Source organism: Peribacillus faecalis (assembly GCF_014712675.1).
In the GTDB taxonomy this organism is placed as follows: domain Bacteria; phylum Bacillota; class Bacilli; order Bacillales; family DSM-1321; genus Bacillus_AD; species Bacillus_AD faecalis.
Map to the genome: position 1 here is coordinate 1 of NZ_JACXSI010000031.1, position 26,318 is coordinate 26,318.

The window sequence follows — 26,318 nt, forward strand, 5'->3', positions numbered from 1 at the left end:
AAATATCCCCTTATGAGATAGTTTCTGGGAGATAATCATTAAAATCAAACCACCATGAAATTCTATGAAAACGCGAGAAATCGGGAGATTTCGCTTTCTATATTGAGGGAGGTAGTGAAAGAAGGAAAAATCATTTTTTTCTTGAATATATTAAAATTACTAAATAAGCGGAAGGCATTTAGAACAGGAGAGAATATGGAATCTAAGTTAATTATCATACGAGGGAATTCAGGAAGTGGGAAAACAACAATAGCAGAAAGTCTCCAAAACCAATTTGGGAACGGAACACTTTTGGTTGCTCAGGATGTGGTTCGCCGAGATATGTTGAAGGTCCACGATAGGGATGGGAACCTTTCGATAGATCTGATTCGTCAGATTGCAGAATATGGTAAGGATAAATGTGAATTTGTTATAGTAGAAGGAATATTGAACAGTACTCGTTATGGTGAAATGTTAAGTAACTTAATACGTTTCTATAACGATAAGGCATATACTTTTTATTTTGACTTATCCTTTGAGGAAACAGTAAGGCGCCACAACCTGCGTTCTAAAAAGATGCAATTCGGTGAAGATTCGCTGCGTGCTTGGTGGACTCCAAAAGATTATCTCGGTGTGAATGGAGAAATAGTATTGACTAATGATATGTCACAAGACGATGTGCTGGAACTGATTATAAACCGACTTCAAGAGTAATTACTACGATTGTTTTTTCGGCTAAGTGGGTTATTTTGAGCGAAAATATATGGTAAAGGATGTATATGTAATGGGAAAAGATAGGGTTTTTCCTGAACCTCATAGATATGCTGTCTGTTCTTTTGAAGATATGCCCATTAAGCAATTTTATAAAGGCGTATTTGAAGAAGTCTATGTATTCTATCACCCTTTTATTAAACCGAAAGCAATTGATTATGACTGGTAAAAACTTATTTACAATATTATTGGTTTTCAGATTGAAAAGAGATTTAAGTATATGGAAAAATGTACTTAATCTAACGGTGGCTTTTCTATAATATCAAGAGCTGATCAATCAGCTCTTTTCTTATGTCATGGCTGTTTTCTAAAAGATTGTTGCTTTTGTCATAGAAAGAAATCTACTAAAAGGAAAATGTCCTAAAATCTGTTATTTTTTGAAACTGATTTAGGGTGTTGTTCGTATAACAATTATGGAGGTGATACAATGGTGTTTCCATCGAGAAAGGGTATATGGATGGGAATTGTGATTTGGGCTTCGATTGTTTTTTTTCTGTGGGTATTATATGGTTCAATTTTTGTTTAACTTAATCTATTAGGTATCGTCACAATGGTCGTTATAATTTACTTTTTGGGAACAGTTTGGTTCAATACTCGATATAAAATAGAAAAAAGTAATCTTAAAGTATCGTGTGGACACTTTAAAAAGTCTATTGATATACAAGAAATCAAATCAATTCGTAATACAAAAAATATATTTACCGCTCCCTCCCTTTCCTTTAATCGCATTGAAATACGTTACGGGAACTATGAGTCAATTCAAGTTTCACCAGTAGACCGACAAGCATTTATAAGTGAGTTAGGAAAAGTGAATCCCAACATTGAACTTGATAATTAAGTCAATAAATGTCTATGATTCTATCCCCTTTATATGGGGTCTTTTTATGCACTTTTGAACATTTCAACTATGTCATAAACGGGGCAATTGAGTTGAAGGTGGATGTTAAACTTAGAGGGTTCGGGAAAGTTGATTCGATACTATTTTACCCCTTTACTATAGACCGGCTCCATACCTTATAATTTGGAGGATAATAAGGGAAAGCATATGATGTGCGGAAAGGATTACACTAGATGACATGTAATAACGAACAATTCGTAACACTTCTTCCGGTAAACAAGGGGGAGCTAGCTAATTTTAAGCAGGAATCGCGCGAAGCTTTTTTAAAAGGATTAAAGGATAGCTTCCCGGAGCATGACAATCCAATAGAAATAGCACCAATTCCACCTGAAGAGGATATTGAAAATGCGCTGGCGGAACAGGATGCAGCTATTTATCATCTCGTAATGAACGGAGAAAAACTAGGTGGGACCATATTAAAAATTAATGAAGTTACGCAGCATAATGAAGTTGTGCTTTTATATACGAACGCGAATGCACATGGCAAAGGAATCGGAACAAAAGCTTGGCAAGCAATAGAGGCGGCGTACCCTTTTACTAAAGTTTGGGAGCTATACACACCGTATTTTGAAAAGCGCAATATTCATTTTTATGTCAATAAATGCGGATTTAAAATTGTAGGATTTTTGCACAGAGGTAATCCCGGTCCGGACTTTGAAATCGATGAAACGAAACCGGATACAGAATATGAATTTTTCCATTTTGAAAAAGTGATGGATTAGACTTATCTCAATATACACCTTATTTCGAGAAGAGAAATATCCACTTTTATATAAATAGCTGTGGGTTTTCTGCGGTTGAATTTTTTAATCCACATCATACAGATCCCGTACTTTTCGGTGACATGGAGGCTTTCCGTTTCGAAAAGGTAATGAAAAGAAATCTAAGTATGAGTTGATAAGTGTTTCTGGAAAAAACAACGGATGAATCTTTATTTTAAAAATTTTCATCCGTTGTTTTTTTATATTTCATTTAAAATTGGCGCTTCAACTTGACTGAAATAAAGCCCGGCCGGTATCACTTCATCAGAGCCCATATAAATTCAGATTAACTTTTAGCCTTCTCCTCACGAATAATTGAATTTATTTTCTCCATTGTTGTGACCATCTCATCTAACTCTTCAACCGGTATTTTTGAGTAATACTTGTCGGTCATTTGCTGAATTAATTCATCCAGGTAATTTATATATTTGTTTCCTTCTGGCCCAAGTTCCAAATAGTATTCTCTCTTATTGGCCGGATTTTTTGTTTTCTTAATCATATTTTTCTTTTCAAGTTTGGAGAGTGTCTGGCTGACAGCACTTTTCGTAATGTTGAAATCGGCTGCAATCTCATTTGCTGTAGTATGATGATGCGTATTTATATATGAAAGAATGGATTCCTGCTGTGCCGTCAGATTAAATTCATCCAAAATTCTTGTTTCTCTTGAGAGAAGAACACCAAAATCAGTATATGCCTTATCCATTCGTTGAACGATATCTAAATACGTCGATTTCATATAATTCCCCCTTTAATTTAGTTTAGTTCAATTAACTTAATTTTAGAATAGGACAATTCTGTTTTGACATAACCTTAAGAAAAAACCCTAAGGTGTGTGATAATATGAAAAAACAAAATCAAGTAGTTTTTTACACAATAAAAATTAAAGGTTCTACAATAAAAAAATTTATAATCCTGGATTGTATTGCCAGTATGGGTATATATTTTTTATTTAAATGGATTTCGGCAAGCATATTAATTGGAGTTATAGGAAGCATTGTTGGTACTCACGGCATTAAGAAAGTCCCTTTAATACGGATTAAGTAAATATGGTTATAAAACTTAAGAAAGAGGTACCGTGATATATATAGTGAACAAATATACTTCAAGGGCTTAAATATCAAGAGCTGATCAATCAGTTCTTTTTTGTTATTCCGTTAACGAGGAAGGTTAATGGATTTGATCTTACATTAACGGGGGTAATAGCAGAAGATTAAGGCTGTCATATTGACGGTCTTTTCTTATTCTGAAAAGAGGAAGAATAGTCCTGTAAAAATATTTGGTATAATATAGAAAAAGGATGGTGGCGATTTTGTGAAAAAAAGCAAGAATACAAATATCTGATGAGGTTGATTTAAATAAGATAGACGATTTAGAAATGACCTATTCTTATTGAGCTAACAGAGGCGATTGTGAATACTAAATAAAATGGGGGCATTATTATGTGGTTAATAATAGGACTTATTGCTATAGCAGCAACTTTTACAAATCTCTATATGTATAAGACAGGAAAAGATTATAAACTTGCGATGGCAATAGGATTATCATTTACAGCATTGACACTCTGTTCGGAATATAGTCTTGTAGCAAATTGGGTAAGAGCTGAAGATTGGGCAGCTTTATTAGACGTTGTACCGGCAATGGAAAAGGCATTATGGTTTTTGACAATCGTGTCTATCTTGCTAAATATAGCCCCTATACTTTTAGAACTGAAAGGTAAGAAATAATAACTTATTGTCATCGGGAAGACTACCATGGTATAAGGTGGAATTAATGTTTCCTATAATGAGAGTTATTTTAGCAGTAATAGTAGGTGCTTTCCTTCAATATCAAGGGCTGTGATCAGCTCTTTTTTTGTTATGCAATTAATTAATAGTTTCGGTGAACCGTATCATAAGTAGGTGCGGTTTTCTATTCGGTGTCGTTAATCTCATGCCTGCGTAATAACCCGTAAAAATCAGTGTTTGAAAATACTAGATGAAGGGTAAAAAATTGAAATTCGAATTAATATAAATAGTGGAAGTAATTCGTAACCCTTTTAAATAAAGAAAAGCCAAAAAGGAGCATTCGTATGATTAAAATGACCGGTGTTTCAAAGGTATATCGAAATGGTGAAGTGGAAACACATGCCTTAAAAAATATCAATTTAACAATTAATGACGGTGAGTTAGTCGCTATTCTTGGACCAAGCGGAAGCGGCAAGAGTACCTTGTTGAATGTGATTAGTGGACTGGATCAGGTCTCGTCCGGCAGTATCCTATTTCAAGACATGGAGCTTACTAAGCTATCAGATGACGAAATGACAAAATTTAGACGAGAGCATTTAGGCTTTATTTTTCAACAGTTCAATCTGCTTCAAAATTTAACGGTCTATGAAAATATTCAAATCGGCTCTGATATTGGCAAACAGCCACTAAGCATTGACGAGTTACTCCCTAAGATCGGACTGGAACAGCTGCGCAATAAATATCCCTATCAGCTTTCCGGCGGTGAGCAGCAGCGTGTTTCGATTGCCCGCAGCATCGCTAAGAACCCTAATATTATTTTTTGTGATGAGCCGACTGGTTCTCTGGATGAAGAAAATTCAAAAAAGGTGCTTGCCCTGCTACAGGAATTAAATCGTAACAGTCATAAAACCATCGTCATCATTACGCATAATTTAGGGATTGCAGAAATGGCCCATCGAGTTATAAAAATGAACTCTGGTGAAATTACTGAGATTGTTTCTAACGAGACAACAAAAGATGCTTGGGAAATTAACTGGGGATAGGGGGATATCATATGCTCTTGAAAAATGTCTTCAAAACAATCAAAAAAAAGTGGATGCAGTTGCTGGCAATCGGACTGATTATTATATTAAGCTCGGCTACCTATACAACAATGTACTACGCTTTAAGCGGCATTGAAGAGCCAACAGAAAAATATTTAGAGGATTATCAACAGGAGGATTTTTCTGTAGAAATGCTGAATGTGTTAACGAATAATGAGCTGCAAAATGCTCAATATAATTCACTTATAAAACAAGGTATTTTTACACTTTCAGAAATAAAACGGGCAGATCCTCCATTATTTAATGAACTTATAGAAAAACGACAAGAACAATTTACTGCTGCCTTCTCTGATATCGCAGTGGAGCTGCGTGAATCAAAGAAAATTCAATACAAATTAGATAACCAAAATCACTCCGCCTTATTATTAAAAGACGCTGACAAGATTAACTTATCTTACATAGAGCAAGGAAATAAACCTGAACAACCGAATGAAATTGCCATTGATAAGACGTATGCAAAAAAGAATGACCTTCGGATAGGTGACACATTAACCATCCAACATAAGACATATACTATTTCCGGGTTTGTACTATTTCCGGACTACACATTACTAGTATTCGATAATAGCTTAAATATGGATACGGCCAAGCAAACAGTTATTTTAATGACAGACAATGACTATGAAACGATTTATGAGCGAGAACAGTTTCGTTTAGCCGGCATTCAATTATCTGACGCTGACGTGAACACTGCATTCGATGAACAGCAGCTGCCATTTGTCACGCAAATTGTTGATACGACCGGCAATATGCGGAGCGGTGCTATATATGATGAATTAACTCAGAGCAAAACAACAGTTATCGGATTAAGTATTTTTATAACAGGCATAGCAATTATTATGATCGCGATTATGATCTACAATATTTTACAAAATGAACGCGGCCAGATTGGTATTTTAAAAGCTCTAGGGTACAGCCGTGTAAGAATTGCTGCCCCTTATCTGTTATTGATTTTAATGTATGCATTCATTATGCTGCTGCTAGGCTATGGTGTCGGCGTTAATCTTGCAGAGCCGGTGAAAAACTTATATCTCGATTTTTATTTACTTCCTGAAGTGCCTATTCGTCAGTTACCATCTGTATTTATTACAGCAATTTTAGTGCCTCTAACGTTTTTCGCACTAGTTTTCGGCTTTATTTTATGGAAAATTTTAAGAGAAGGTGCGTTGCAATTATTGAACCCTCAGCAGTCACAATCCATTAATCGTCTAAGCCGTATGGTGAGCAGGCTGCTTGTAAGTGCAAAGGGTTCAACAAAGTTTAAATACTTACAGGCAATCAGAAGTACAGGCAGCTTTATCATCTTCTTTTTAGGTTTAATGTTTGCTACTATGTTAATCACTCTATCCTTTATGTTAACCGGACTAGTCGATCGTATGACAGTTGGTTATTTAGAAAAGGTAGATTTTGAATACATAGCTTATGTAGATGTTTCAAAGACTGCTCCTGCAATACAAAATGGGGAAGAGTCATTTTTAACGTATCCCTATGCTAAGGTGAATAAAAAAATTATCACATTACAGGGATTGCAGGAGAACAATAGGCTTTATCAGCTTTACGATACAGATAATCAAAATATAACAGCATTGCTTTCTAAGGGTGTCATCATTACGCAGCCGCTTAGTTTAACTGAAGAGCTTTCAGTTGGAGACACCGTTAAGATTACAGTCAATGATCGGCAGATTGAGAAGCCGATTGTCGGTATTGTGGATGATTACACAGGAAATCAAATAATAATGGATATTAAGGAGCTAAGTTTATTTTTATCGAATGGACAGTCGGACAAGCTATATAGTGGTATTTATTCGAAGAAGTCTATTTCAGATGAACACTATTTATCAGTCAGTTCAAAGAAATCTATGCTGGATTTATCGGCTTCGATGAGTGAATATATGCTATTAATGACGAATATTTTAATTGGCGGAGCGGCAATCATCGCAGCTAGTATTTTATTTGTTTTAACTTCCTTTACTGTCGAGAAAAACTACTATGCTATTTCACTGTTAAAAGTCATGGGCTATACGAAACGTGAGGTCAACGCGATGATTTTAAACAGCTATTATGTCTATGCGCTGATTTGTTACGCCATCAGCATTCCGATTTCTTTAATGACTATACGCGCTGTTGTTAACCTTTTTGCAAATGAATATAATCTTGTACTGCCCCTGGAATATCATTGGATATATATACTTTATACCTTTGTTATTTTGTCGATTGTTTTCCTGATAAGTACATGGGTAAGCAGACGTAAAATTAACCGTATACCACTTCAGGAAGTATTAAAGCAGTATAATGGTTAACAATCCATTACGTCTCCATTTCAATTATTAGGAGTATTGGTGGAATAAAATACTACTTGTTTATAAAATTATAGAAAGGACCGATTGGATAAGTTGGTCCTTTCTTTATGAAAGATCCAATATGAGATTTCTATGTATGCACCTCACAAGTAAATCCGTTAAGTGAAATATTTTAAATATTGCACCATTTTAGGGGGCATAATAATGTATGATGCATAGTATAACGTATAGTGTATGAAAAACAGTATAGATTGAGGTGATCAGATGGACGGGTTGCTAAATTCTTTAATGACTGAATTAAGGAGAGGGACTTTGACATTGGCGGTTTTAAGCCGACTGCAAGCTCCACAGTATGGTTATTCACTTGTTCAATCGTTAGAGGATTCAGGGATACCAATTGAACAAAGCACACTATACCCCTTGCTCCGAAGGCTGGAGAAACAAGAGTTAGTGACGAGTTATTGGGACACGACAGAGAGCAGGCCGCGCAAATATTACTTGTTAAGCGATTTTGGAAAGGTTATTTATGTGCAGTTGAAAGAAGAGTGGCTGCGTAGCTCGAAGATCATGAATGGATTATTGGAGGGAGAGGGAGAAAATGGTGCTGATTGACCTTTATATCCAAGAGGTTACAAGGAGACTTCCGGAAAAAAGTCGTAAGGATATTGCCCTTGAATTACGGTCGACAATAGAAGATATGTTGCCGGAGGAGTATACGGAGCAAGATGTGAAGACCACGCTTGCAAAAATGGGGAATCCGGCAACGCTTGCCAGTGGTTATCGCGACCGGCCGCAGCATTTAATTGGGCCGCGCTATTTTGAGATGTATAAGACTATTTTAAAAATGGGTTTACCAATTTCAATGATTATTACTTTTATTGGATTTGTAGCCAGTCAAGTAGCCGAATTTAATGGGGAGGAAGCGATTTTAAATGTTGTGATAACAATCCTGTCTGAAGGCTTAGCAACAGCGCTATATACAGGATTGCAAGTATTCTTCTGGGCAACATTGTCTTTCGCGCTTGTTGAACGCATTGATCCTTCAAAAGACCAAGAACCGTTAATGTTCAATATGAAAAAATGGACGCCGGATGATTTGAAAGACACTCCTTATATGCCGAAGGAAAGAATGATTTCAAAAATAGAAGTGTATGGCGGCTTATTTTGGACTGTGATTTGGGCGACCGTTTATTTTTACGCCGATCATCTCGTAGGCGTTTATCAAAGCGGAAGCGAGGGACTTGTTTTTGTCACACCAATCTTTAATCAACAAGTGCTACAATCATTTTGGCCGTATGTCGTCATCATTATCGTTCTGGAAGTGCTGCTTGCGCTGTATAAGTTGGTCGTAGCGAAATGGACGATGAAAATGAGCTTGTTCAATTTGATTCTCCAAGTTATCTGCATAGTCATGTTTGTTGTCCTTATAAATAATGTAAATTTATTTCATCCAGACTTTATCACTTTCACGGCGGAAAATGTATTTACAGATTTGTGGGAAAGCTGGTTAAAGTTTTTAGCGATTGTCCTATTTATGATGGGTGCTGCTTACAATGCCTATGACGGGTTTCGTAGAGTCAAATGATAATATTATCGCGGATGATTTTAGTAACCTCCTAAACATTTATTTGTCCTTATACCACCTCTTTTTTTAAGTTTGATGAAGCAGTTATCCCTTGGTATTACCGTAAAATAGTTGAATCCCTATATTAAGCAACAATTTTTACGTAAACAACTTTAAATGGTTGTCGTATCTATTGTTGTTTTTTAATTTTTTTCTATGCAACGAACGGGACAGATTAGTGAAGGAAGGAGGTTGAATAAATATATAGAATATTTACGATAAGCTCATTGTGAAAGGTAAGAAGATTCATTATAGAAGACCATAAAATATTGGGGGTAATGGAGTGAGTGAAAAATTATTAAGGATAGGAACTACTTATATACCAGTGACTAATGTAGAACGATCTTCTGAATGGTACGTGAACAAATTAGGGGAAGAGTTAAGTTATAAAGATGAAGATAAAGCCATTCTTAATTTGGCCAACCAAAGTATTTTCCTTGTTCAATCGATGAAGGGGCAAAGCTCCAATTTTTATGATATTAATGGTGTGGAACGTTTTTCGGTCACTTTTGAAGTGAATGGTTTAAGTGCTTTAGAAGCAATCCATAAAGATTTTACAGAGAAAGAAATAAGTGTTGGAGCAATTGAAAACAGAGGGCATTCTGGAAGAAACTTCGTTTTCTGTGATTTAGATGGTAATAAATTTGATGTCTGGAGTGAATTAAGCCCAAGTTTTAAAGAAAAATACCTTATACAGTGACAGTCGAAATTCTTATTGAATTAAAGGGATGCATATTGGTAGAATAAACAGAAATGCATTAAGGGTGGAGATTATTTGAGAAAAAGATTAGGATGCTTACACGCACATTATTCTAATATTGAATATATTGAAGAAGCACTTTCTTCATATGATGTCGAATTAATACACTTTGTTGACCCGGCATTAATGTATCGAATCACATCAGATGAAAGTTTCAAAGTTGCGGATGCTCAGAAAAAAGTTAAAGAACAAATAGAGTGGATTGCTAAATGTAATGTTGATGCAATCCTCATTACGTGCACAAACTATATAGCTTTGTTACCTGAAGAGGAACTGTCAGTATCAATGCCGATTATAAAAATTGATGAACCGTATTTTGAATCCATATGCAATGTACAGCAACCTCAGACAATCCTATTTACAAATCCTGCAACTGTTAATGGAACGATGAAACGCCTTCATCAATATGCTGAAAAACATCAGAAATCTTTGGATGCAGAGGTTATTGTCATTAACGATACTTTTGAATTGATGATGAGCGGTCTACAACAAGAATATAATCGAAAAATCATTAAGTTCTTACATAGCATTATTAATGAAAAGAAAGTTATTTCAGTTGCACAATTATCTATGGTTGAAGCGTCTAAGGAAGCAGAGTTGCTGACTTCTTATTCAATAATAAATCCATTGGATACATTGATTGCTTTCATTGTTAGAGATCTGGAATTAAATAAGAAAACACGTGTTAGAAGTGAAGGAGCTATTTGATTAGCTTCTTTTTTTGTGCTGAAGTAGAAAGATGGCTAATCAAATTGACAGAAGCCAAGAGTATGCCCGTCCGGGTCTTTAAAATCAAATGTTCTAATATCGTCGTAATCGGCAATGTCTTCTGCGATCACTCCGTTTTCTACAAGGAACTTATGGACATCATCTATGTTCTCTGTAAAGAAATTAAAAGGGGAGTGTTTGGCAGGCGTAACTGTTGCGGATTGCACAAGGGTTAATGTAGTTTCTCCTACAGTGAAGGCAACATAACCATTTCGGTTCCATCTCATAGTTAATCCCAATATCTCTGAATACCATTTAATAGAGTAGTCTAAATCACTTACTTCAACAAATACCGTATCAATTCTCTTTACTAGTCCTTTCAATCTTCGACCTCTCCTCATTAATTTTTTTAAAATATATTCAACAAAATGGAGCGCATCCCCTTCTTGGAGTATAATGAATATTTCGTATAATATAAATTTTATTAAAAGTATACATAAGGAGTTTAGCAATGGAAAAGTGGGATTTATATGATCAGCATCGTAACAAAATAGAGAAACAAATGACTTTGGGAGATGAAATGACACCGGGCGAGTTTCATTTAGTGGTACATGTTTGTATATTCAATTCAAAGGGGGAAATGCTCATTCAGCAGCGCCAGCCTTTTAAGCAAGGGTGGTCGAACCTTTGGGATATCACTTGCGGAGGCAGTGCGGTTGGAGGCGATACAAGTCAGCAGGCTGCTTCAAGAGAGTTATTTGAGGAATTGGGGATTCAGTATAATTTTGAAAAGATACGTCCGCAATTTACTATAAATTTTGAACGTGGCTTTGATGAATATTATTTAATTGAGTAATATCTTAATTTTTATCCGTAGTTAACATTTCGAGCGTTTTCCATACAACAATTTTTTCCGATTCTTCTCCGTCATTGATAAAGTTAATTTTCACTCTTCGCTCAGGATCTTCTTTTACGTCTCCGAGCGTAAGTTTAAGTGCAATTTTTCCTTCACGATCAATTTCTGAATCGTCGAGATTCTTTAAATCCCCAATATCCGATTCACCCCATACGCCTGTTTTTTTAGATGGGTCTGCACCGAAAACGTCATATTTTATGCCGTCTTCCTCGTAATTAATCGGTTTTTTATCTCTCTTAATCAACTCTACTGATGTAATTATCACTGGCGATTCACCAGTCCATTCAATTGGAACGACAGCATGATAAGTTTCATTCGATGCAAAAGGATATCCGGTATTCCCCAGAAATAATTTGCCGGCAACCTCCTCATCTTTTTCGTTGCATCCTGAAACTGTGAACAAACCAAATAAAATGCTAAAAATTAATACAATCTTTTTCATATGTAATCCCCCTAAAATACCCCTGCTATCTTTTGTTGATTTTAACATAAAGTTCCATATATGATATGAAAGTTGGATTTCAAAATAGGTATTATTGGCGAATTTACTTATATAGAAGGCAATTAAATAAAAGTTAAGAAATGAAATATTTGAGCTGACGATTAGCTCTTTTTTTGTTATATCAGATTAGAAGAGGAGATACTTTTTCATTGTCGAACTATGTATGAAGGTGCTGATTAATATGATCTGGGGAGGAACAGTATGAATTTAGGAGTTTTGAATATAGGATTGGCCGAAAGGTTGGAGACATCGGAGATTGATACTTTGCGCTCCAGACTAATGGAGATTGAAAAAATTGATGGGAATGCAATGGGTGTGCACATTCAAGAGTTCGGGAATGCAACTGCTTTTTCCGTGAAAAACATACCTGGTCCATCGTTCAATACGGTTAAAGGGTTGAAGCAAGGTGATGAAGAACAAATTGAACGGATCATAGAATTTTACAGGCAAAAAGAAATTCCTGTCCGAATTGAATTGACTCCGGCACATGCTTCTTCAGAATTATTGACTTGCTTAAGTAAAGCGGGTTTTTATCATAACGATTTTCATACCACACTATATTCTCATCTGCCAAAAGATGAAGAACCTAATCAGATTAATGAACAAAAAATCATGATTCGTAAGTTAGAGAGTAATGAATTTGATATATTTGCAGAAATATACACGAAAGCTTTTCAAATGCCGTCATTTTTAAAAAGCGGAGTAGCTAAAAATAATGAAATCCTTTATCACAATAAACATTGGACCTTTTATATAGCCGACTATGAAAATGAACCCGCTGGTATAGGAGTCCTATTCATAAAAGATGGTATAGCCAATTTAGCTGCTGCAGCCACTTTGCCTGAATTAAGAAATAAAGGAATACAAAGTGCATTAATCAGGGAGCGAATCAATGAAGCTAAATTACAAGACTGTGATTTCATTGTAGGACAAGCAAGATTTGGATCTGTCAGCCAAAATAACATGGAAAGAGAGGGACTGGCTATAGCTTATACGAAGGCGATATGGGTTGGAAAGTGAACGGCTAGGAAAGGACGGTATTATATAAATGAAGGATTCTATCATAATCGATAAAATGTTTGCTGAAGATTGGGACTCCGTAAGTTCAATATATGAAGAAGGAATTCTCACGGGTAACGCAACATTTCAAGAAACAGTGCCTTCTTGGGAGGAATGGGATGAAAATCATCTTAAAGGGCTCCGTTTTGTAGCACGAGTTAATGGCAAGGTGCTTGGATGGACTGCGTTAAGCGCGATTTCTAGTAGATGTGTATATAAAGGTGTGGCTGAAGTTAGTGTATATATCAGTAAGGATGCCAGAGGAATGGGTATTGGAAGCAGATTGTTAGAAAGGCTGATTGAACAAAGTGAGGAAAAAGGGTATTGGACACTTCAGTCCGGAATCTTTCCTGAAAATGAGGCGAGTCTTCAATTACATAAAAAGTATGGTTTCATTGTAGTCGGAAAACGGGAGAAGATTGGTAAATTAAATGGTGTATGGAGAGATGTTTTATTATTAGAGAGGCGAAGTACAAAGTGGATTTAAAAACTCTCGCTTCTAATATGTCATATGAAAGGACCGACGAAGGTTGAATATAACTATTGATTCTCTTGCAATTTTTACCGCCTTGTGGGGAATACCCGCTTTTTTGGTTGTGAGGGCTTATTTAAAAATGGACAATGACGATAGAAAATCAGTAATTAAGGACTTCAGTTCATTTCGATCTATTTCTACAATTGGCTTTTTGGTAATAGGGGTGTTCTTTATACAATTAGGCAACTTATTATCTGTAAGCAAAATTAAGCTGTTTGGAATCGTTTTGATTACTATAGGTGGAATTTTTTCAATAATAGATTTGTGGAAAGACAGTAAACCTAAAAGTCTATTAATATTTGTTTTAATTTCGTTAATCATCTTCTTTAATGTTAATTAAGATTCTGAGAAAGGCAGTGAAGCTATTGAAAGAGTATCAAGCTGTGTTATTCGACTTAGACGATACTTTGCTTAGTCGGGATTTGGCAATAGATCAATTGTTTTTCATTATTTTAGAGAAGTGCTACGAGGATACTAACCATTCAGAGGAAATGTTACGAAGCTTTAAAGAATGCGATAAAAGAAGCTATGGTGACAATGACAAATCAAAAGTTTTAAATTCATTCTTTGATGAGTATCCACCTAAAAATCGCTTGCCGTGCCATTCGATTCAAGATTTTTGGAATCACCATTTTCCACAGTGTTTTTCTATAGACCCAAAAACAATACAAATCATAAATGCAATTAAGCAGCAAGCTAAAGTTGCAATTATAACAAATGGCTCCGTCCAAAGGCAAAACGCTAAAATAATGAATACTCATTTAAATAGCTGTTTCGATACAATTATTATTTCTGAGGAAGTCGGATTGAGTAAACCGGACAAACGTATATTTGAATTAGCATTAAATGAGCTCAATGTGCGTTCGGAAGAGGCTTTATTCGTCGGTGATGACATAGAAAAGGATATTGGTGGTAGTCAAACTATACATATGAAGGGGATCTGGTTCAATCCTCATAAGAGAGAGAATGATACCACTATAAAGCCATACGCAGAGATTTGGTCTCTTGATAGGTTATTAGATTTCTTACCAGGAGGTCTTGCTGAAAAATGAAGAAAATAAATGAACGGTTAGAAAAATTGTTAAATAGTTTAGTTAAATAGTTTAATGATTCATAATAAATAAACTATAATGGGGTATATTAACAAAAAAGGAGCGATGAATATGTCAGCCACAACATTCACTTACCCAATCAAATCGGAGGGTATGTTGGCTTAACAATCTATTCTCCGATTTGAGTTTTGCGCGTAAGAACTCAATTAATCGGAGGACGAAATCTTGAATATCAAAAATATTTATTATGTCATCACTAGCTCGCGTTCATTCATCATTCAGATGGTATTTACGCTGAACGCGATTTATTATGTTTCCCAAGCAGAGTTGAACCCGTTGCAACTCGTTTTAGTCGGGACAATTATGGAGTTGTCTATTTTACTGTTTGAAATGCCGACGGGGCTTGTTGCTGATTTTTTCGGCAGGAAAAAGTCGTTGGTGGTAGGTACGTTTATTATAGGAGCAGCACATTTGCTTGAAGGCAGTTTTCCAGAGTTTTGGGCAATTGCTGTTGGAGCGGCTTTGTGGGGAATTGGCTGGACCTTCATTAGCGGCGCGGAGCAGGCATGGATTGCTGATGAATTGGAGAATAAGCAGTTGGAGCAAGTCTTCCTAAAGGGAGCGCAATATAGTTCGATTGGCCGCTTCATCGGCATTATTGTCAGCATGCTGTCAGCCTTTCTTTTCTCTGTGCAGGCGACGATATTGATTGCCGGGGGAATGTTAGTGCTATTGGCGGTTATTGCGTTCATGATAATGCCGGAAACGAAGTATATTACGGCTTCCCGTGAAGATATGTCTGGGCTGGGACAGATGGTGCTGGCTATAAAGGGCGGCGTTTCACAAATTAAAGGGAATTCCGTCTTAGTTGGGATTGCGGTAGTTACGCTGTTTTGGGGTCTTGCCAGTGAAGGCTTTGACCGGCTGTGGGGCGCTCATTTCATTGAAGGATTTAATCTTGCGGAAGAGGATTCGGTTTATTGGTTTGGCGCTTTTTATGCAGTCGCTTTTCTGCTCAACATTGCGGTGCTGAAAGTGGTCGAGGTATATGTGAAAGGGCGCTATGCCTATGTGTTGCTGTGGATGAACGGCCTTTTATCAATTGCGATGCTGCTTTTTGCGTTCATAGGTAACTTCTATATAGCTATCCTGTTATATTGGCTGATCACATCATTGCGGAATGTCAATTATCCGCTTATGAGCGTGCTGACAAATGAACGACTGCAGTCACAAGGCCGTGCTACTGCGCTTTCAATGTTTGGTCAGCTTGATGCGCTCGGTCAGGTAGCAGGAGGTCCGCTTGTCGGCATTATTGCCCTCTATACGTCAATTAACGGAGGCATTGTAGCTTCGGCAATCTTAATCATTCCTACGCTGTACCTTTTGTGGAGGATGAGGAAATTGGCGTAAGAAAGATATTAAACCTTAAAAGTTAGCAAACACTGACTTTTAGGGTGTTTTTTATGTACTGAATTCGGCAAAATGAAGCATCTATTCATCGTAATTCTTCTAGTTTTATTTAATTTGCCTGTCTAATTATTTCCGAAAAATAGTTCATTAAATTTTACAAAATGTTACAATTAAATAGTCGGATTTGGGAGGAAGAGGGATGCGATGTTAAAGTTCATAGATGATTTGGCCGGCGCGGTTCACGACATTTTTAAATGTATCTTTACTGGTCTGTGTTACTTTGTTGCAGGTATGTTGATTATAGGTATTCCGCTTGCTTTGGCAGTTATTGCGGTTCAATATATTTTTGAGAGATGAAGGGGAGAGTAGCGAACTGATGGGGTACATAACGGATTTAAGGAAAGAAGTCGGCAGCCGTCCTTTAATTTTGACAGGTGCATGTGTTCTTGTGATGAATCAAAATCAGGAGCTTTTACTGCAGCTGCGCAAAGATAATCAGTGCTGGGGGTTGCCGGGCGGTTCGATGGAAACGGGAGAGACATTAGAGGAAACGGCAAAAAGAGAACTAGAAGAAGAAACAGGTTTGATTGCAAACAAACTGACTTTATTCAATGTGTATTCGGGAGAAAACTTTTACTATAAATATCCGCATGGCGATGAGGTATATGTTGTCGTTGCGGCATTTATTTGTCATGACTATGAAGGTATATTAAGAAGAGTTGAAAACGAAGTAGAGCAGTTGAAGTTTTTTAAATTGACGGATTTACCGGATAATATTAGTCCGCCTGATTGGCCAATTATTGCTGCTTATACAAAGGAAGTGATCTAGTTGGAGAAAAAATTTATCTTGTTAGACACTGCGAGGCGGAGGGGCAATCAAGTGAAGCGCCATTAACGTCAAATGGATTGAGACAGGCCGACCAGATTTGTGAATTCTTCACAAATGTAAGTATTGAAAAAATCATTTGCAGTCCTTTTTTAAGAGCGATTCAGACGATTGAACCGTTAAGCAGGAAAAGGAACATAGAAATTGGGAAAGATGACCGGCTGGCTGAAAGAGTATTAAGTTCGGTTAATTTGCCTGATTGGCTGGAGAAACTAAAAGCAACTTATGAAGATATGAATCTGTCATTTGAGGGCGGGGAGTCAAGTAGAGAAGCATCTGAACGAATCGTTAAAGTAATTGAAGATGTTATCGGAAATGAAGCAGAGCACACAATCATTGTGTCGCATGGAAATATTTTATCGCTACTTATTAAACATTTTGATCATTCATTCGGATTCGAACAGTGGAGAAGCATGTCCAATCCGGATGTATATTTATTAACAAGGTCAGAGGAGAAACATCATATAGAGCGCTTATGGAAATAAAAAAGCAGCAATGAAAGTTCTTTTTCGTTGCTGCTTCTCTTTATTAGTGCTGTGCCTTTTCGAAAAACAGCTTAATGCCGAAACCAATCAAAATCGTTCCGGTCAAACCTTCAATCGCTAATTGCGTGCGTGGCTTCTTCATAAATGCGCTGATTTGATTGATCAAGTACACATAAAGAATAGACCAGATTGCTGTCAAGACGGTATACGTAATCCCAAGTAGTAGAAACGACAGAAGTGTGTTGATGCCAGTAGTCACAAATTGCGGTAAGAACGATAAGAAAAAGACAGCGACCTTCGGGTTGAGTATGTTTGTCAGGAAGCCTTGCTTGAAACATGAACTGTCAGCAAATTTATTCGTTTGGTCAATGCTTACTGCTTCTTTCTTATACTTCAATGTCCAAAGCGTCTTAATGCCGAGATACAGCAAGTAAGCAGCACCGACATATTTTAAGACGGAAAACAGTATTGCCGATTTCATAATGATTGCTGAAAGTCCGAGGACCGCGGCAGCCGTATGAATGAGCAGGGCACAGCACGTTCCAAATACCGTTTTAAACCCGCCAGTGCGGCCGACAGTAACGGTGTTCTTCGTTGTAATCGCTGTATCAGGACCAGGTAAAATAATTAAAAAGATACACATAAGGACATATAAATAAAAATTCTCCAATTTCCATCACCTTCTGTCTTTGCGTTAATAACTGTATTATATTTTAATTATTCTGTAAGTTAAATATGTATTTTCAGATTGTTCATTCCTTCTTTTCATCTGATAAAATCTCTTTGATTTCTTTCAGAGTTTTGGCGATTTGATTTAATTTAACCTTTTGATGCTTTGCATGTATTAGAAAATTTGCGTAGGCCAAAAGAAAAATCAGCAGAAATAACATGACTATCATTAATTGCATAGGTTGTCCCCTTTCTAAAGGGCAACTGCCTATTCAGGTGGCCGCTCCTTTTTTCTTATAAATAATCGATACGGCCGACACACATATGAAAAAAATAAAGCCAATGGAATTACTTTGCTTCAAGTTTTCTATTTCTAAAATAACCAATTACTCGAATTACAATAATAATAGAAGAGATTATTATTGTACCAATTAATATTTCTTTTTGATCCGTAAAAATATATGATTAATAACATAACTAGCGCTAATAGAGTTAAGCCATTCTCTTTTAAAAACATCATTTTAATATCCTCCTCCTTTTGGCGAACTTCAAGCATGCTTCTTTAAGGAAGCATATGACAACACTAGTCCCAGCAAATATAAAATGACTAAAAAGTAAACGGGCAGCAGGTGGATGAAGCTTGTGTAGCCGATATAAAAGTGCGTTCCGATTCCGGCAATGAAAGCAGGCAATGCCCCAATCGCAAGTGTGTTCCAAACCCAGCGTTCCCCTTTTCGAAATCCCCATAATGAAAGCATAAGCACGAGCAATCCGACGCTAACAAGAGCGCCTCCAAACCCGGCACGGTCATGTGCAATAACCGGAATTAAACGATTGCTGATGCTGTCGAGCATTTGCGGTGTCATGCACAGGAAGCTTAAGTCTGTTGAAACAAATACGTTAGATACACCGATCGTCGAAATGACAATCCCGCCTATGAGTATCGAAAATCCAAGGATTATGAACATGAGCTGTCCATACAGTGCAAGCTGCCACGCTCTGTCATTAGTTTCGTGATGAGAAAAAGGTGAGCGTGTGGCGCTTTTGCTTTCCTTAAAGCTTAAAAAATAAATCGGCAACAAGACTAGCCAAAATAAGCCGTGAAGCCAATCAAAGTAACCGTATCCGATAAACAGAAAGATGCCGAGGAATCCAAGAATGGCAGCGCTGTGAAAGGCGACTTTAGCCCAATGCATACCATATTTGATTCCATGCCTCGCAAGCTGTATATACAAAATGCCACCGGAAATCATCGTCCCAGCTAGCGCCATGCGATCATGCGCCATAAACGCTAAAATTTGCGGATTGATCTGTGCTAGTTCAGCTTTTGTCAGACCGATAAATGATTCATCATAGGGCAGAATGATGCTAGAAAATGCAAAGTATAAGGCGATCAATCCCCCGACCAAAACAGAAAGACCGAACAGAAGGGACCAATGCCAAGGTTGACTGTTGGCTGACTGGACTTCATCCGATAATAACCGTTCATGAATACGTTTTGGCAGTCCTGGACCAGCTTTTACATAGCCTTCTGTCAGCATTAATAAATCGACTCCTGCATGAACTAAAGAGTATGCTTCTCCAGGTGTTTCAACGCCGCCGGAGCTAATGACGATTAACTCAGGATGCAGTTCTTTCACTTGGCTAACAACTCTCACTAAGCGTTTATGCGAATTTTCTGCCTCATACCAATATTCATCCATTGTCTTTTGGGGAGCATCAATGACAATGCCACCAATACTAGCATGTTGTGTAAGATTCTCGGTTTTTACGTCTTCAGCCGAAGAAGATGCATAAAAAGTACGCCCGGAAGGCATTTCATTTCTATTTAAATAGGAGTTGATTTGTTCATTTGTTGCGATGAAAGCATCCGCATAGGGGATTAAATGCTGGACAATTAGTGCAAATTCGCTTAGCTGTGTTTGTGGGTCAATTCTAGCAATGATAGGAATCTTTAAATTTAATCTATTCAACTTTTGAATGGCTAGTTTAAGAGGAACTTTCTCTTGATGGTTGGAGAACAAAATCTGGTTGTTGTTCTTTTTCGGTACTTCTTGCTGTAATGGTTCGTCTAAAACAATCGGGCCGATTTCTAAAAAACCGAAGCCCAGTTCTTGAAAGGCGTTCGTCCCTGATAACCGCGGATCGATTTGGCCGCTTAACCCGATAGGCGAAGGAAATCTCGTTTGATGAATAGTCCTCTGTAGTTCTTGCGGTGGTTCCATATGACCTAAAAAGCCAATTAATTTTCGGCCTCCAGGAATTGATGCGATGGTACTCATCGATTTATGAATGAATTCACGGCTTGATTTGGCACTGATTTTATTTAATAAAAGTTTTTTTAAAGGATGATAAGACCAATCTGGCATAAGCAGCACCTTCTCTCGACTCGTTACTTTCATTATAAAGGCAGAATGCTAAAATTGCAGAATCAAAAAAGAATCCTGCCGGTAAATTTTCTATCAATCCGGCAGGACAATTTTAATTGTTATGAGGCAGGAAGTTCTTCACGAATATTACCGACGATTTTTTCAAGAATGTCTTGCATTGTGACAAGACCGATGACTTTTTCTTGTTCATTCATAATGACAATCATGTGTACACGCTTTTTCTGCATTTCCAGTAAAACATCTTTAATCATCGCTGTTTCAGAGAATCGCGGCATCTCATGGATAAAATGCTCAAGTCGCTTTTCTTTCCCTGCTGCAATGCTTGTTAGCATTTCCTTTGTATTGATGAAACCGAGAACCTTATCCTTAAGGCCTCTTTCGATAACCGGGTAACGAGTATAGTTATACTGATCAAGCACTTCAATAATATCTTCAAGGACCATGCCTTTATCAAGCATGACAATTTTTGACTCAGGAATCATGATTTCCTTCAATTGCCGGCCATCAAAGGAGAAAATGTTTTCTAAGTACGAAAGCTCAGTCTGGTTTATTTCACCGCTATTATAGCTTTGTGTAACGATTAATTTTAATTCTTCTTCTGAATAAACTGTTTCGTGACCTGCTGGTTTAACGCCAAACCATTTCAGGAACACTCTTGATGAGCCGTTCAGGAACGTGATGAAAGGATACATAATTTTACCGAACCAATACAAAGGAGGCGCAAGCAATAAAGTCATTCGTTCCGCGTATTGAATCGCTAAAGTTTTAGGAGCTAGCTCACCGAACACAACATGCAGGAATGTCACGAGTGCTAAGGCAATTCCATAAGACGCAACTGTTGCGAGTGCTCCAGGTATCTCGAACCTTTCAAATATAGGGTGAAGCAGTTTTTCGACTGTAGGTTCCCCTAAAGCTCCGAGTACGAGGGCAGTAATCGTAATACCTAGCTGACAGGCAGATAAATAATAATCCAGTTCGTGTGCTACTTTTTTAGCCAATATAGCTTTTTTATTTCCTTCAGCAATGAGCTGATCGATTCTAGACATCCTAACCTTCAATATCGCAAATTCAGCACCGACAAAGAATGCGGTCAATGCGATAAAAACAACGATTAAAAATAAGTTTAAGGCAATTAATCCGTCCAATTAGTTCCTTCTTTAAAAGAAGGATTCACCTCCGAAATAGTTTTCGTTAAAGATAGATAGTATATTTTGATTTGCAGCATATTTAAGAAATGTGCGCATCTAAAGGACTTGTAACGTTTTTTCGAAGCAGGACCTGATTGATTTTGAAGTTGTCCATTTCTTTTACGACCAATACATGATCACCCAGCTCCAACTCGTCTCCCACTTGAACTTCACCGATCTTATTAGAGTGAATCCATCCTGCGATTGTATCGATATCGTCAATTTCATCAAACGATAAGCCAAAACGCTCTTCAAGCTCAACCAGCAGCACGCGGCCATTGATCATATATCGGTTATCGCCGAAAGTGCGGATATCAGCTACTTCATCGCCATCGAATTCATCGCGAATTTCTCCTACGATTTCTTCAAGAACATCTTCCATAGACAGAATGCCTGAAGTACCGCCGTATTCGTCAATGACTAGTAACATGTGGACTTGTTCTTTTTGCATCTTCAACAATGCATCTTGAATGCGGGTCGATTCAATGACAAATGGGAGTTCCCTGACAAAATCCTCTGGCTTCGATTCTCTTTTTGCAACGATCTGTGTCAGCATCTTCTTTACATTGAGAATCCCAACTATCTTATCTTTATCTCCATCTTCGACTACCGGGTAGCGCGTATAGTTATATTCATCCAACACTTTGATGATCTCTTCATAATTCATGTCTTTATCAAGTGTGATGACTTCAGTCCGGGGTACCATAATATCTTTTGCCATGCGCTCATCAAAAGAAAAGATATTTTCCATGTAAGTGAGCTCGGTCTTATCAATTTCACCGCCCTGGAAGCTTTGGGCCATAATGATTTTCAACTCTTCCTCGGAAAAAGAATCCTCATGTCCTGCAGGTTTAACGCCGAAGAGACGGAGGAATTGCCGTGACGTTCCGTTTAATGCCCAGATGAATGGGTAGGTAATCTTACCGAACCAATAAAGTGGGGGAGCAAGCAGTAAACTCATTTTTTCAGCGTACTGAATCGCTAAAGTTTTTGGAGCCATCTCTCCGACTACAACATGGAGAAACGTTACTAATAAAAAAGCAATTGCATAAGACGAAACTGATGCGGTTGTCTCTGAAACATTAAATATATCAAATACGGGATATAAAAGTCGTTCTACGGCTGGCTTTCCAAGGGCACCTAGTCCTAAAGCTGTGACTGTGATGCCCAACTGACAAGCAGAGAGGTAATAATCGAGATCACTCGCAACTTTTTTTGCAATACCGGCTTTCTTGTTGCCTTCTGCAATCAATTGATCAATTCTCGACATGCGGAGCTTAACAACCGCAAATTCCGCGCCGACAAAAAACGCTGTTAATCCAATCAATATTACTAGTAAAAATAAATTTGTAATCGTAATTATATCCAATTACTTCCCTCGTAAAGAGGGATTCACCTCCATTAAAATGTCTTTCCATAATTGCTTGGATAACCAAGCTTCCCCATTTAAAGACAATCAGAGCGATAACTTTTTATTTTGAACTTTTGAAAAAATTTTAAGTTAAATATTTATAGTAGAAGGCTATATTGTTTCAAAGGGGAGACAGAATCGTTTACGTAAAACTACTGCATATGAAGAAATGTTTCTTTCCAATGGTAATTGTGATAATTTCAGTAAGACCTTTCCAACGCGCTCCCCCCTTTTTTTATTAGTGTAAGAAAAATTATATCATATGAAAAGAATTCCAGTATAGTTATGAGTCTTTCTATGGGATAGTTTACTGAGTTCGTAGTGTAGCTTATATTACAGTGCTAATTGATTGATTATTCTTTTAATTGTACAATTAGTAAATAACTGGTTATTCAGGAGAGGGAACGTGAAAAAGCTGAATACTATTTTAATAGCTTTTTTGTCGTATATTGGCGGATTTGCCGCCTATAATCTAGTCTTGCATGTTGTTTGGGAACAATCATTAGGCGGAGAATGGGATACCGTATTATTTTGGGGCGGTTTGGCATTTACCTTATTTGCTGTACCTATTTATATATGATTCCGGAAAATATAAGAAAAAGTTGAAGAGTCGAAATATTACATAAGTAAAAAGAGGTGCACAATCATGCTTATACATAAAATTGATGAAGAAGTTTCTTTAAGGATGTTCAACTCGGATGATGCAGAGGAGTTTTATTATTTAACGATTCGTTCCAAGGAGTATTTAAAAGAATGGCTCGGTTGGCTCGATTATACAAAGACTGTCGCGGATACGGAGCGAAATATTGCAGCCAGATGTCAGGAGGTTGTCCAAAATGGCGGTTATCCGCAGTCATTCGCGATTATTTATAAAGGGAAGATTGCCGGTACAATCGGTTTTAATACCATTTATAAAGCTCACAAAATCGGTGTAGTAGGCTATTGGCTCGGGGAAGAATTTCAAGGGAAAGGTATTATGTCTAAAGCATTTAAAGCGTTAATTGATTACGGATTTAATGATCTGAAACTGAATCGAATAGAAGTAAGGGCTGCGGTTGGCAATACGAAAAGCAGAGCGCTTCCCGAAAAATTCGGCTTTCAGCAGGAAGGCACCATTAGGGATGCGGAGTGGCTGTACGACCACTTTGTCGACCACACTGTATATGGGCTTTTAGCTCGAGAATGGGGAAGTGAGCAATGAACTATATACAATCCATGAGAAAATATAAATGAGAAAAATCACATTATCAAATGGTCAAGTCGTAGAAACGGAATGTTTGAGCTGTTCCTTAACGAGCGGGCTTATTGAGCCGGATGGCGGTGTTGTTGCAGAAACGGATCATTTTCACGCGCACCAGGATGTTGCTTACCCAATAAAAGGGTTGATCATTTTGGCATCGAAACGCCATATTAAATGCTTTGATGAATTGACGGATGCAGAACGTCTCGATTATATCAACCTTCTATCGGAAATTCGCAAGGCGCAGAGAAAAGTGTTAGGCATTGAATATGTCTATTATTTTTACAATGAAGATACAACCCATCACTTCCATACGTGGATAGTTCCGCGCTACGAATGGATGGCGGAGTTTGGTCGTTCTATTGAATCTGTCAGACCTGTGCTCCTTCATGCAAGAAGGAATATGAATGATGAAGTGAATGTGAAGGAAGTAATGGCTGTAATTGAAATGTTGAGGAATGAACTGAAGTGAGATGAAATGAACAACGATAGAATTGCAATGCTGGCAGATGTTCACGGAAATACAAGTGCTTTAAAAGCGGTTGTCGAAGATTGTGTATTGCAAAGGCTTAATGAGCAATATAGCTATAAACAAGAGGTTATTGAATTTTTCAGAAAAAGACATTGGTGAATCATTGATTACATATAAGTTAATGGCAAGGATAACTTTTATATGAAAATAAGGTGATGAAATGAAAAATCCAGTATATAAAGTGATTTCGTTAAATGCAGGGAAAATTGAAACGTTAACGTACGGCAAGCAAACAATTGAATCAGCAATCCGCAAGCAGCCTGTCGGGGAGCCGGTATACTTGAGCAGAATGGGGTTAGTGTGTGATGAGCAGGCGACTGAAGTGCATGGCGGAGCGGATAAGGCATTATGCTTATATCCGTATGAACATTATTCGTATTGGCGCGACATTTTACCGGACTTTAGCGAAACTGCCTTATTTGGTGAGAACTTGACGGTGGAAGGATTAACGGAAAAGAACGCTCATATCGGTGATACTTTCTCGTTCGGCGAGACGATTATCCAAATTTCCGAGCCGCGCAATCCGTGCTATAAACTGGCTGCTAAATATGACGTGCCTGATATGGTTATCAAAGTGCGGGATACAGGATATACCGGCTTTTATTTCAGAGTGTTGCAAGAAGGAACGGTCAAGCCTGGCGATAATCTTGTGCTAATTGAGCAGCATCCGCACCAAGTTTCGGTCGACCTCGTGAACGATGTGACATTTTTTGACCGGAAGAACAAGGAGAAGCTCGAAAAAGTACTGCAGGTCGATGCTCTATCAGAAAACTATCGTAACAGTTTAAAGGGACATGACTTATAAAAAAGTGTATTTGCTATTATTCATTTATTGTGCCATTGCTTTTAGCTGTCTTCAGTTATTCGAGCATCGCTTGTTGCTGCCACTATTAATGGCAGGCGGAATTTTATTAGGTGGACTGCTGAAAGGTTACGCCAAGGATCATAAAAATCGGCAGTAAAAAAGCTTTTATAGTCAGCCCATGCTATAATATACAACTTAGGGACAATTACGATTTTTTTCATAATTGAAGGATGCTAAAATGCCTCCGCCTACTGAACAAAAATGGAGGTTACAGCAATGAATAAAAGATGGACAATCAAAGATATTCAAGCATATGTAGAGAAAAATTCCGATAGTAAACTATTATCGACAGAATACCACGGTTTTTCCCAAAAGCTTCTTTTTAAATGTGAATGCGGGAATAATTTCGAGAAATCATTCACGAAGTTCAAAAAGAATAACCAACGCAAATGCGACACGTGCCAACCACCAAAAGAGTCACGTTAATAAGAAACATTCATGATTTCACACTCACACCCCCGGGATGAAAATATTTTCCCGGGGTTTTGTTTTCCACCAAGCTACCCATAATGGTAATGCTATGGTGTGTAACTTATACGACGGTTTTAATG

The 26,318-nt window shown here is 37.4% G+C and carries 34 protein-coding genes; 26 read left to right on the top strand and 8 right to left on the bottom strand.

The window, feature by feature from the left end:
* Positions 1-195 precede the first annotated feature (195 nt).
* The 4 genes from IEO70_RS12830 (at position 196) to IEO70_RS12845 (ending at position 2,370) form a co-directional block, all read left to right on the top strand.
* Entirely contained in the window at positions 196-693 is a 498-nt protein-coding gene (locus IEO70_RS12830) for a kinase (RefSeq protein WP_190998814.1), read from the top strand.
* Positions 694-763: 70 nt separating this feature from the next.
* Positions 764-919 (top strand): hypothetical protein, encoded by a 156-nt coding sequence (locus IEO70_RS12835; RefSeq protein ID WP_190998772.1) that lies wholly within the window; start codon positions 764-766, stop codon positions 917-919.
* A gap of 381 nt (positions 920-1,300) precedes the next feature.
* A complete protein-coding gene (locus tag IEO70_RS12840) occupies positions 1,301-1,588 on the top strand; it encodes a PH domain-containing protein (protein WP_235973605.1) in 288 nt (95 codons plus the stop codon).
* A 233-nt stretch (positions 1,589-1,821) separates the two neighbouring features.
* Positions 1,822-2,370 (top strand): GNAT family N-acetyltransferase, encoded by a 549-nt coding sequence (locus IEO70_RS12845; RefSeq protein ID WP_190998773.1) that lies wholly within the window; start codon positions 1,822-1,824, stop codon positions 2,368-2,370.
* Positions 2,371-2,695: 325 nt separating this feature from the next.
* Here IEO70_RS12845 and IEO70_RS12850 read toward each other — a convergent pair whose 3' ends face one another.
* Complete coding sequence (locus IEO70_RS12850) at positions 2,696-3,145, bottom strand: MarR family winged helix-turn-helix transcriptional regulator (RefSeq protein WP_190998774.1); 450 nt, start codon at positions 3,143-3,145, stop codon at positions 2,696-2,698.
* Between the two features lie 104 nt (positions 3,146-3,249).
* Between IEO70_RS12850 and IEO70_RS12855 the strand changes: the two genes are divergently transcribed.
* The 8 genes from IEO70_RS12855 (at position 3,250) to IEO70_RS12890 (ending at position 10,628) form a co-directional block, all read left to right on the top strand.
* Entirely contained in the window at positions 3,250-3,453 is a 204-nt protein-coding gene (locus IEO70_RS12855) for a hypothetical protein (RefSeq protein ID WP_190998775.1), read from the top strand.
* Between the two features lie 395 nt (positions 3,454-3,848).
* Positions 3,849-4,133 carry a hypothetical protein gene (locus IEO70_RS12860; protein ID WP_190998776.1) on the top strand — a complete coding sequence of 95 codons (285 nt, stop codon included), beginning with the start codon at positions 3,849-3,851 and terminating at the stop codon, positions 4,131-4,133.
* 344 nt (positions 4,134-4,477) lie between these two features.
* Entirely contained in the window at positions 4,478-5,176 is a 699-nt protein-coding gene (locus IEO70_RS12865) for an ABC transporter ATP-binding protein (protein ID WP_190998777.1), read from the top strand.
* An 11-nt stretch (positions 5,177-5,187) separates the two neighbouring features.
* On the top strand, positions 5,188-7,536 hold the full coding sequence (locus IEO70_RS12870) for an ABC transporter permease (RefSeq protein WP_190998778.1): 2,349 nt from the start codon (positions 5,188-5,190) through the stop codon (positions 7,534-7,536).
* A 264-nt stretch (positions 7,537-7,800) separates the two neighbouring features.
* A complete protein-coding gene (locus IEO70_RS12875) occupies positions 7,801-8,148 on the top strand; it encodes a PadR family transcriptional regulator (RefSeq protein ID WP_190998779.1) in 348 nt (115 codons plus the stop codon).
* On the top strand, positions 8,135-9,121 hold the full coding sequence (locus tag IEO70_RS12880; RefSeq protein ID WP_190998780.1) for an HAAS signaling domain-containing protein: 987 nt from the start codon (positions 8,135-8,137) through the stop codon (positions 9,119-9,121). The genes IEO70_RS12875 and IEO70_RS12880 overlap by 14 nt, the downstream gene beginning before the upstream one ends.
* Before the next feature lie 322 nt (positions 9,122-9,443).
* A complete protein-coding gene (locus tag IEO70_RS12885; RefSeq protein ID WP_190998781.1) occupies positions 9,444-9,860 on the top strand; it encodes a VOC family protein in 417 nt (138 codons plus the stop codon).
* 75 nt (positions 9,861-9,935) lie between these two features.
* Positions 9,936-10,628, top strand: a complete 693-nt coding sequence (locus tag IEO70_RS12890; RefSeq protein ID WP_190998782.1) for a hypothetical protein — start codon at positions 9,936-9,938, stop codon at positions 10,626-10,628.
* Positions 10,629-10,663: 35 nt separating this feature from the next.
* Here IEO70_RS12890 and IEO70_RS12895 read toward each other — a convergent pair whose 3' ends face one another.
* Positions 10,664-11,011 carry a VOC family protein gene (locus IEO70_RS12895; protein ID WP_190998783.1) on the bottom strand — a complete coding sequence of 116 codons (348 nt, stop codon included), beginning with the start codon at positions 11,009-11,011 and terminating at the stop codon, positions 10,664-10,666.
* A 128-nt stretch (positions 11,012-11,139) separates the two neighbouring features.
* Between IEO70_RS12895 and IEO70_RS12900 the strand changes: the two genes are divergently transcribed.
* Positions 11,140-11,484: an NUDIX hydrolase gene (locus tag IEO70_RS12900; RefSeq protein ID WP_190998784.1), complete on the top strand. Its 345-nt coding sequence runs from the start codon at positions 11,140-11,142 to the stop codon at positions 11,482-11,484.
* Between the two features lie 4 nt (positions 11,485-11,488).
* Here the strand turns inward: IEO70_RS12900 and IEO70_RS12905 are convergent, their stop codons facing one another.
* Positions 11,489-11,986, bottom strand: a complete 498-nt coding sequence (locus IEO70_RS12905) for a hypothetical protein (protein WP_190998785.1) — start codon at positions 11,984-11,986, stop codon at positions 11,489-11,491.
* A 261-nt stretch (positions 11,987-12,247) separates the two neighbouring features.
* Between IEO70_RS12905 and IEO70_RS12910 the strand changes: the two genes are divergently transcribed.
* The 7 genes from IEO70_RS12910 to IEO70_RS12940 all read left to right on the top strand — a co-directional run bounded on the left by IEO70_RS12910 (position 12,248) and on the right by IEO70_RS12940 (position 17,473).
* Positions 12,248-13,066, top strand: coding sequence for a GNAT family N-acetyltransferase (locus IEO70_RS12910; RefSeq protein WP_190998786.1), 819 nt, complete (start codon positions 12,248-12,250; stop codon positions 13,064-13,066).
* Between the two features lie 28 nt (positions 13,067-13,094).
* Positions 13,095-13,592, top strand: a complete 498-nt coding sequence (locus tag IEO70_RS12915) for a GNAT family N-acetyltransferase (protein ID WP_190998787.1) — start codon at positions 13,095-13,097, stop codon at positions 13,590-13,592.
* 413 nt (positions 13,593-14,005) lie between these two features.
* Positions 14,006-14,692 (top strand): HAD family hydrolase, encoded by a 687-nt coding sequence (locus IEO70_RS12920; protein WP_235973606.1) that lies wholly within the window; start codon positions 14,006-14,008, stop codon positions 14,690-14,692.
* Positions 14,693-14,917: 225 nt separating this feature from the next.
* Positions 14,918-16,102: an MFS transporter gene (locus IEO70_RS12925; RefSeq protein ID WP_190998789.1), complete on the top strand. Its 1,185-nt coding sequence runs from the start codon at positions 14,918-14,920 to the stop codon at positions 16,100-16,102.
* Between the two features lie 204 nt (positions 16,103-16,306).
* On the top strand, positions 16,307-16,459 hold the full coding sequence (locus IEO70_RS12930; protein WP_190998790.1) for a hypothetical protein: 153 nt from the start codon (positions 16,307-16,309) through the stop codon (positions 16,457-16,459).
* A gap of 19 nt (positions 16,460-16,478) precedes the next feature.
* Complete coding sequence (locus IEO70_RS12935; RefSeq protein ID WP_190998791.1) at positions 16,479-16,931, top strand: NUDIX hydrolase; 453 nt, start codon at positions 16,479-16,481, stop codon at positions 16,929-16,931.
* Positions 16,892-17,473: a histidine phosphatase family protein gene (locus IEO70_RS12940; RefSeq protein WP_190998792.1), complete on the top strand. Its 582-nt coding sequence runs from the start codon at positions 16,892-16,894 to the stop codon at positions 17,471-17,473. The genes IEO70_RS12935 and IEO70_RS12940 overlap by 40 nt, the downstream gene beginning before the upstream one ends.
* 43 nt (positions 17,474-17,516) lie before the next feature.
* Here IEO70_RS12940 and IEO70_RS12945 read toward each other — a convergent pair whose 3' ends face one another.
* The 5 genes from IEO70_RS12945 to IEO70_RS12965 form a co-directional block, all read right to left on the bottom strand.
* A complete protein-coding gene (locus IEO70_RS12945; RefSeq protein ID WP_190998793.1) occupies positions 17,517-18,143 on the bottom strand; it encodes a LysE family translocator in 627 nt (208 codons plus the stop codon).
* Positions 18,144-18,225: 82 nt separating this feature from the next.
* Entirely contained in the window at positions 18,226-18,381 is a 156-nt protein-coding gene (locus tag IEO70_RS12950; RefSeq protein ID WP_190998794.1) for a hypothetical protein, read from the bottom strand.
* Between the two features lie 309 nt (positions 18,382-18,690).
* The gene (locus tag IEO70_RS12955; RefSeq protein WP_190998795.1) at positions 18,691-20,511 is read right to left on the bottom strand and encodes a dihydroorotate dehydrogenase; all 1,821 of its coding nucleotides are present in this window, start codon (positions 20,509-20,511) and stop codon (positions 18,691-18,693) included.
* A 119-nt stretch (positions 20,512-20,630) separates the two neighbouring features.
* Positions 20,631-21,677 carry a hemolysin family protein gene (locus IEO70_RS12960; protein ID WP_190998796.1) on the bottom strand — a complete coding sequence of 349 codons (1,047 nt, stop codon included), beginning with the start codon at positions 21,675-21,677 and terminating at the stop codon, positions 20,631-20,633.
* An 82-nt stretch (positions 21,678-21,759) separates the two neighbouring features.
* The gene (locus IEO70_RS12965) at positions 21,760-23,088 is read right to left on the bottom strand and encodes a hemolysin family protein (protein WP_190998797.1); all 1,329 of its coding nucleotides are present in this window, start codon (positions 23,086-23,088) and stop codon (positions 21,760-21,762) included.
* A gap of 448 nt (positions 23,089-23,536) precedes the next feature.
* On the opposite strand from IEO70_RS12965, the gene IEO70_RS12970 reads away from it, so the two are divergent.
* The 6 genes from IEO70_RS12970 to IEO70_RS12995 all read left to right on the top strand — a co-directional run bounded on the left by IEO70_RS12970 (position 23,537) and on the right by IEO70_RS12995 (position 26,193).
* On the top strand, positions 23,537-23,710 hold the full coding sequence (locus tag IEO70_RS12970; RefSeq protein ID WP_190998798.1) for a hypothetical protein: 174 nt from the start codon (positions 23,537-23,539) through the stop codon (positions 23,708-23,710).
* A gap of 66 nt (positions 23,711-23,776) precedes the next feature.
* A complete protein-coding gene (locus IEO70_RS12975; protein ID WP_190998799.1) occupies positions 23,777-24,331 on the top strand; it encodes a GNAT family N-acetyltransferase in 555 nt (184 codons plus the stop codon).
* A gap of 28 nt (positions 24,332-24,359) precedes the next feature.
* Positions 24,360-24,842 (top strand): HIT family protein, encoded by a 483-nt coding sequence (locus IEO70_RS12980; RefSeq protein WP_190998800.1) that lies wholly within the window; start codon positions 24,360-24,362, stop codon positions 24,840-24,842.
* Positions 24,843-24,848: 6 nt separating this feature from the next.
* Positions 24,849-25,001, top strand: coding sequence for a hypothetical protein (locus IEO70_RS12985; protein WP_190998801.1), 153 nt, complete (start codon positions 24,849-24,851; stop codon positions 24,999-25,001).
* A gap of 61 nt (positions 25,002-25,062) precedes the next feature.
* Entirely contained in the window at positions 25,063-25,707 is a 645-nt protein-coding gene (locus IEO70_RS12990; RefSeq protein ID WP_190998802.1) for an MOSC domain-containing protein, read from the top strand.
* A gap of 276 nt (positions 25,708-25,983) precedes the next feature.
* Positions 25,984-26,193 carry a hypothetical protein gene (locus IEO70_RS12995; protein ID WP_190998803.1) on the top strand — a complete coding sequence of 70 codons (210 nt, stop codon included), beginning with the start codon at positions 25,984-25,986 and terminating at the stop codon, positions 26,191-26,193.
* Positions 26,194-26,318: the final 125 nt, after the last annotated feature.